This window comes from Flavobacterium sp. FlaQc-48 (assembly GCF_044007335.1).
Lineage (GTDB): Bacteria > Bacteroidota > Bacteroidia > Flavobacteriales > Flavobacteriaceae > Flavobacterium.
On the sequence record NZ_JBIPCR010000025.1, the window covers coordinates 67,049 to 75,150 of the forward strand.

Here is an 8,102-nt window from a genome sequence, read left to right on the forward strand (position 1 = left end):
AAAATGATATACATCACTTTGACACAAATTTGTGTCATGTCTAAAATAAATGTTCTTTAAATTTGCTAAAAAAATAAGATAATGATTACAGATAACCTTTCTAATAAAGTTGAAACCAGATTAAGCGCTTTTTTCACTGATAATATTGATTGCAAAGAAATGGCAAAAATGATACGAGAAGTAAATAATGCGCTTTCATTATCCGTTATGAGAGGATCTGAAACTATCGAATCTGAAATAAGAAATATTGATGACAATTTTTACTGGCTTAATAAACTTGCAGAAGTTTTAGATCCTTATTTAGAAGCCTAAATAATCAATGTACATTATTTTAAACCATAAAAAAAACCTGGCAATTAAATTGCCAGGTTCATAATGCTCTCCTCCGGGTGAAAACCAAATAACAAAATCACCTAAATTCGATACATTTATTCGAAATAAAAATTAGATTAAAAAATAAATAACCAAACTCAATTTTAACCGTCCCTATTTTTTATTCCTAAATTTTCTCATTCAAAAAGCGTTAACTTTAATTTAAAAAGTTCATTACTTTGAATGATTTTTTGTTTCCTGCTTTGTCTGTTACTACAACGATAAACAATTGTTTGGTTGAGAAACTTTGGTTTTGAAGCAGTACTTCTTTATTGTTTTGAATATTTTTATGACTCACTAAAGATTGTCCGATAATGTTAAACACATCTACCTGAGCGATATCTTCGGTGTCATTGGTAACTGATAAAGCGTCATTTTTGAAATATGCTATCGTTTTACCATTCGCTTCAATTTTATCTAATGACAGCATTTTTGCTGTTGACTGCGAAGCAAAATAAGCGGCATACGCTTTAGATAATTCAGATGAATTACCACAAGAAGAGGCATCCCAGTTTACAGACCAGGTCATTAAACCTCTTAAAGAAGGATATGGCCCGCCTGGCTGCATCGTGTATGTTCTTCCAGAAAAAGTGGTTCCGGTTCTTAAATAATTCATAGCACTAATTCCTTCTGCCGGCGTTAAATAACCGCTGCCTGCTGCACTTGGACAAGCTGGTAATGCAATAAGTACTTTTGAGGCCGGTAAACCGTCAAAATGCATTCCCGTTGTACCAATGTTATACCCTTTTATCACCATATCAGTCAGGGCTGTTACCATGTTTGCTTTCTTAGCTGAACCATAATATTGACCATCTAATCCGTTTTCTCCTCCTGTATTGTACAATTGTACCGCTAACAAATCTAATTCATTACGCAAGTTTTGAATGATTGGCAGGAAGGATCCAAAAGTATCCGTATAGGTAGAATATCCTCCTTGTACGTATTGTGTTTCCGGAGCTGCAGTTAATAAAAATCCAGGGCCGTAGTACGCTTTTAATTCTTTGAAAGCATCTACTACGTTTTTCAATCTTGGATAAGCAGAAATACCCGCATAAGAAATATCTCTTAAACCTCCTGCATTAAAATTCATCGATCCGCCTTCAAAATCAATATCAACTCCATCAAATTGATACTCATCAATAATTGCTTTCAGACCATTAACAAAAATATTTTTTTGAGTTACATTGTCCAGAACAACATGACCATTTTGACCTCCAATAGAAACAATAACAGGAACGCCGCTATCTCTTAAGGATTTTATATCATTTTTCAACAATTGCTTATTAAAAACACCATTGGTCAAATATCTGGTATCATTTGTAGTTAATACTGGTGTATAACCATCACGATTAACGGTTTCTACAAAAGAATAATCCACTACGTTAAACTTACTTCCCACCATTTGAGAAAAATATAAAAATGGAGCAGAAGCATTTTCCCAGGAATGGGCATACCCTAAAATAATTTTAGATGGAAGCGGGATAAATCTATTCGTGCTCACCGGAGCAATTTTAATGGTATTGTTTAATGTAGTTATACCAGACTGATTATCTGTTGCTTTGATTACAACCGGATAATCCTGATAAGCAGCTGGTGTGAAATTATACGTATAGGTATTATTTGTACCTGCTGTCATGTTAAACGTACCTCCATTGATTGTAATAGTAACGCCTGAAACCGATCCGTTACTATCAACAGCTGTAACTGAAATTGGCACAACCTGGAAAGTACTTTGATTTACAGTAGTGTTCGATGGTGAATTCCACGTAATTACAGGTAATGAATTTGGGCAGTTTGCACCGGAACAAGTTAATGTAAAACTATATGTTTTTGAATCTGTTGTTCCGTTTGATGCAGTAGCCGTAACGGTTAACGTATGAGAAAGCCCAAACTGATTTGCTGCTGGTGTCCAAACCGCTGTATAAGTTCCTGAAGAATTGGCAGCACTCAAACTTTGTCCATCTAAACTAAATACAACAGATGAGATTGTAGTGGCATCAGCAGCACTTAATCCAACACTTGCAACAAAATTAATTGCTGATCCTAAATTTATAGCAATCGCCGAAGCTGTTGGCGCTGTAATGGCAACTACTGGCTTAGTCGCAACCACCGCTTGTCTATTAAAATCATAAACCGTTGGAGTTGTAGGAACTGCAAAGTTGGCTAAGTTATTTGGATAATACGTCACATCACCATTTTCCCAACCATTTAATTTTAAACTTAAAATCTGTGTATAACCTGCTACAACTGAATTGTCAAAACTATAATTTCCTGATGCATCTGTTGTGGCAATAACACTTTTCCAGTTATGGGTATTATCTGTCCAGGGCACAACCAATTCTACTTTTGCTCCTGCAACAGGAGTTGAGCCATTTTTTACCGTACCACTAATTAAGTTGGTACTTGCCAGTGCTGCTTTTGCAGTAGAACCTGTACTAAAGTTGTAAACTGTTGGGTTTGCCGGAACTGCAAAATTTGCCAGATTATTTGGTAAATAAACTACTTCTCCGTTTTCCCAGGTATTTAATTTTAAACTTGTAATGGTGGTATATCCTGCCACAACTGTATTGTCGAAACTGTATTTTCCTTGTGCATCTGTTATTGCAATAACACTTTTCCAATTGTGTGTGTTATCTGTCCATGGTAAAACTAATTCTACTTTTGCTCCGGCTACCAGAGTTGCTCCGTTTTTAACGGTTCCACTAATTTTGTTTGTGCCTATAACCACTGCATCCTGAGTGAAGTTTAATGTTTTGTTGGCAACTAAATTAGTATAAACTGTTGATGCAGGAGTAAACGTTTGCCCTGTTAAAGCAGCGGTTACGGTATAATTCCCTCCTGATGGCAAACTAAGCGAATAGACACCACTTGCACTTGTAACAGCTGCATAACTTCCTCCTGTAAAAGAAGCAGTAACTGTTACGCCAGAAACCGGATTTGCATTATTTAAAACTGTACCACTTACAGTATAATTAACAACTGCTGCTCCCTGAGTAAAATTCAAAGTTTTATTGGCATCAATTGCATTATATACTGTAGAAGCAGGTGTATAAGAGAATCCTGATTTTGCAGCTGTAAGGGTAAAATTGAGTCCGGCTGTTAAACCTGCAACGCTATAGACTCCGCTTGCATTAGAAACCGCAGTTAAAACTGTTGTTCCTGATGTAGCCGAAACTGTTACGCCGGAAACCGGAGTTGTTCCGTTAAGAACTGTTCCGCTAACGGTATAAGTTGGCTGCGTTCCGTTGATAATAACATTCGTTTGATTAACGGTAACATTGTTTAAAGTTACCGGAACAAAAGAATAAGTAGCTTTTAAAGCCGTTAGGGTATAATTTTGTCCTGAAGTTAAATTATTGAATGTGAAATTACCAGTTGCAGAAACTACTGTTTGTAATACTACATTACTGGCATTACGCAATTCTACGGTAACATCCGTAACCAAAGCCGTTCCGTTTTTTACAGAACCTGCAATACTTACTGTTCCCGGAACTACGCTCCCGAATGATGTATCAACCTGAGTTAATAGTGAATTTGGTACAGAACCTCTGGTGTCCTGAGACAATTCCCAAACCATACCTCCTGCAAGGTTTTTCGATTTAATATATTGTACTTTTAAATCCATGGATTGTTTATCTTCATAAGAGATAAACTGTTTTAAAGTAGCATTGTATAAATAAGGAACTTTTGTAGTGTTATCAAAATACCTTACCCATCCTGCAGCTGCTGCAGTTGGTGTAACCTGCATGGTATTTGGGTCTAAATAAGCATGCGAATTCGTTACCGGATTTCCGACTAAATCGCAAATTTCGATACTTCCGGATTTTTCGCAAGCTGCCGGACCATCCCAGGTTCCTGTTGGATTTTGCGGATTTGTACATCCTGAAACGATATCTCTTGGTGCTGAAACGAATAATCCCGGTAAGTTAGGATTGGTTCCGTTATTAGCCACATGATCGAATTTTTTCCCGTAGAAAGGCAATCCCATGATTAATTTATTCGCCGGAAACCCCACTACATTCAAATATTGATTTGTTAATTCATCCAGAGATTCTGATTGCGTTGCGCCATATAACGGATCATTTGTGTTTCCGCTTGCATATAAAGGGGCATTGTAGCATGTTTTATCATACCAGTTTCCACCAAAATCATATCCAAAATAGGTGATATAGTCGCAATAGGTCGAAATATCTTCTGTCATTCCGTATTGTGTTCTGTTGTTTGGGCCTAAATATTGTGCCGCAACTTTACGAACGTTGTTTCCCGCTGCAATCGTGATTAATTTATTTGGCATTGCCTGACGCATTGCTTTTAACAAATACACTAAATTTTTGTTGTCATCGGGGCTGTATTTTTGTGGAGGAATTGGCGCCCCGTTAATTACTTCGGTGCCGTCTGTTCCTCCCGAAAGAGGATATTCCCAGTCAATGTCGAATCCATCAATAAACGGATAAGTAACAATAAAGTTTGCCATATCTGCTGCCAAAGCGGCTCTTGCAACCGGACTTGCTGCAATTGGAGAAAGATCCTGACCTTTGGTCCATCCTCCAACAGAAATTAAAACTTTTAGATGCGGATACTTTTGTTTCAGCTTCATTAAGTCATAAAAGTTTCCTTTTACGGGAGCATCCCAGGGAATTCCGCCTTCCATATGCTCAAAATCAGCATAAGTATCCAAACATTGTAATTTGGTATTCTCAGGATGGGCAGGATCAAAACTTGTCCCATAAAAAGAATAATTCAAATGCGTCAATTTACTTCCGTCTATTTTGGGAATATTAAAATCCCGGGCATAAATAGACCATTGCGCATAATACCCTACTACTTTTTTACCGTGAGCCGGTTGAGCTAACGCAAGTAAGGGAAACAGTAACAAAAAAAGCAATCTGTAATAATGTTTCATAATTAAATTAATATTGGTTAATAGAAAATAAACATTCCAATTACGATACCTTACACACTCAAAAAGCATGTAAATACAACAACTGGGATTCAATTCATTGCAAATAGAAAACATTGCAACGCCTTGGAAATTAATTCATATTACTTCTAGAAATAAATATTACTATTACGATCATCCATAATCATTAGCGAATAGTATTGATTGATATTTATTTAAATTATTAGGTTAAACACAAAAGATAAATTTGGGATTTATCAATTTTAATACTTTACTTTTTTGTCATGTTTTTTTTATTCTCTTTTATTTGGTTTTAAGTGTTAATGATTCTTTTGATGGTTATTTTTTTTTTGTTTGATTTATGGCTTAGCAGTATAAAAGTTTGTCATAAATATCTCTACCAGAAACCTCTAGTAGAGATAAATAAATTACTAAATAATCAGGGTAACATACTAAATACTAACTCAAACCAAATTCTTTATATTAATTTTTTAAGACTTTCGTAAACTGATAATTCTACATCTGCATGATCTTTACTATTACACTGTTCTACTAAATCCTTCAGGTCCTCTGTTTTTAATGTCGATTTATTTTCTAAAACAAGTAACATCTGCTGTGATACATCATTTAAACTTTTCGACAGTGGTAAAATGGATTGCACTAAAGGCGCATTGGCACTCAGTTCAATTAATTCTTTGTTAACTGAAATCCATTTAGTAAAAAATGCTGCAACCTTTGCTTTATTTTCGGGTGTTTTACTAGCCAGATATTGCGATACCGCATCATCAAAAGCTAATGAATCTTTCGCATCTGGTCCACAGGCATCAGCAAAAAGTGTAAATGGAGAATACATTTGATATTCTGTTCCGCCTTTGTTGCGTTTGTATCCTTTTAATGGTTCGCAAACATTCGTAAATTCGTTTAAACTCTTAATATCCTGATTGTTTGAGATATTTCTTAAAATAACTGCTTTGTTACGAATATGAGTTAAGCCTAGTTCTTCTAACCTGAATGAAACCACATCCAGACGTTTGCGCATACTGGCTAAATCTGTAATATCTTCTGCTGACCAAAGTCTTTCTGCAATTGCTGCTGTTCTTGGCCACAGTCTTGAATCTATCGTTGTTTCGGTTACCAGTTCTGACCACATTGTAGCTTCTCCACCTAATACTCTCGCTTTTTCTTCTGCCGATAAATTAGCACTTTTTGGCATTGGATCATTCAAATAATGACTTGCAATTGGATACATTAAGTCAATGTAATATCCATTTGACTGCACTGTTTTGTATCCTTTTTTTACTGCATCTACTAATGATTGTCCTGCAATCACTCCTTCATTAGCACCTCTCCAGGCATGAATAATGGCATCTTTTGACATATTTTTAGTCAAAATTTCTTCCCATCCCATTAATTGCTTTCCATGTTTTTTGAGCATTGGAACTAATTGCATGGTAAAATAGGTTTGCAATTCATGATTGTTTGCTAAATTGTTTTTCTTTTTAAATTCCTGAATTTTAGGGTTTGCATCCCAGTCTTTACCTTCATTTTCATCTCCCCCGATATGAAAATAAGCGCCTGGGAATAATGGGCAAACCTCATCAAAAATTTCACTTAATAATTGATATGTTTTAGGATTTGAAGGATCTAATGTTGGTGAAAAAATACCCGCATTTCTTTCAATTCCATAGGTAGCTATTGCTGTACCCTGAATATTTTTTTCAGAAGTTCCTCCTGTCAATGTAATCACTTTGCTGCCAATTTCAGGGTAAGCTGTTAAGATTGCAGATCCATGACCAGGAACGTCTATTTCCGGAACTATCAAAATACCACGCTCATCGGCATATTTAATGATACTTCTAATTTCATCTTGTGTATAATATAATCCATCTGAAGCTAATTGAATTAGCCTTGGAAGTTTTTTCATTTCGATTCTCCAACCCTGATCGTCTACTAAATGCCAGTGAAAAACATTCATTTTCATAGCAGCCAGTCCGTCAATGTTTCTTTTGATCACATCAACCGGCTGAAAATGCCTGGCGGCATCTATCATCAAACCTCTCCAGGTAAATCTTGGAAAATCTGATATTTGTGACGCAGGAAAATAAAATGAGGTGCTGTTATTTTGTAACATTTGTAACAAGGTTTCAAGCCCATGTAATGCGCCTAAATCACTTGTTGCATTTATTGTAATTTGATTTTGTTTGATATCTAAATGATAGCTTTCATCTTCGTACAAACCAATTTTTCCGCTTTTAGTACAATTGATCTGAAGTGAAGCTGTTGGAACCTCATTTAATTTTGTAATGAATCCCTGTTCGAAAAAAATACCGGTTCTACTATCTAAGCGACGTAAAAAACGAGTTACACCACCAAAAATTCGTGGATTTGGGTTTCCGGTAATATTTACTTTAAAATTTTTATTTAAAGCAAAACTTCCGTCGTTTAAAACAACACTTTGAGGCCAGGGCATAAGATTTAATTGCTCTTTTTTAATTTGAGCACCAGACGTTAAACCTGCTAATAGTAGGACTAATAAATATTTCATTTTTACTGTTTTTGAAAGATGTTATCCTGAGATAACAGTATTTAATAAATAAAGGAAACAAAACTCAGAATGATCTCTATTCGACCCTCACTATCATTATGAAATCAATCTGAATTTTGTAATGTGATTCGCTCTCACCCGAATCTTAAATTTTAATTTTAATAATCAAAACGCTTAAAGGCTTCGATGGCCTCGTATTCTGCCAAACCTAAATCATCGTATAAGATGGCGGTATTTTTATTTCGGTCTTCGGCCCTTACCCAGAATTCCCTGGAGTCATTACCC

At 35.6% G+C, this 8,102-nt stretch carries 3 protein-coding genes; 1 reads left to right on the forward strand and 2 read right to left on the reverse strand.

The window, feature by feature from the left end; genetic code table 11:
- The first annotated feature begins 81 nt into the window (after nucleotides 1–81).
- The gene (locus ACHRWY_RS25765) at nucleotides 82–312 is read left to right on the forward strand and encodes a hypothetical protein (protein WP_395358564.1); all 231 of its coding nucleotides are present in this window, start codon (nucleotides 82–84) and stop codon (nucleotides 310–312) included.
- A 217-nt stretch (nucleotides 313–529) separates the two neighbouring features.
- Here the strand turns inward: ACHRWY_RS25765 and chiA are convergent, their stop codons facing one another.
- Together chiA and ACHRWY_RS25775 are read right to left on the reverse strand one after the other, a co-directional pair.
- Nucleotides 530–5,275, reverse strand: coding sequence for a T9SS-translocated chitinase ChiA (chiA, locus tag ACHRWY_RS25770; RefSeq protein ID WP_395358566.1), 4,746 nt, complete (start codon nucleotides 5,273–5,275; stop codon nucleotides 530–532).
- Between the two features lie 475 nt (nucleotides 5,276–5,750).
- Entirely contained in the window at nucleotides 5,751–7,817 is a 2,067-nt protein-coding gene (locus ACHRWY_RS25775) for a beta-N-acetylhexosaminidase (protein ID WP_395358568.1), read from the reverse strand.
- Nucleotides 7,818–8,102: the final 285 nt, after the last annotated feature.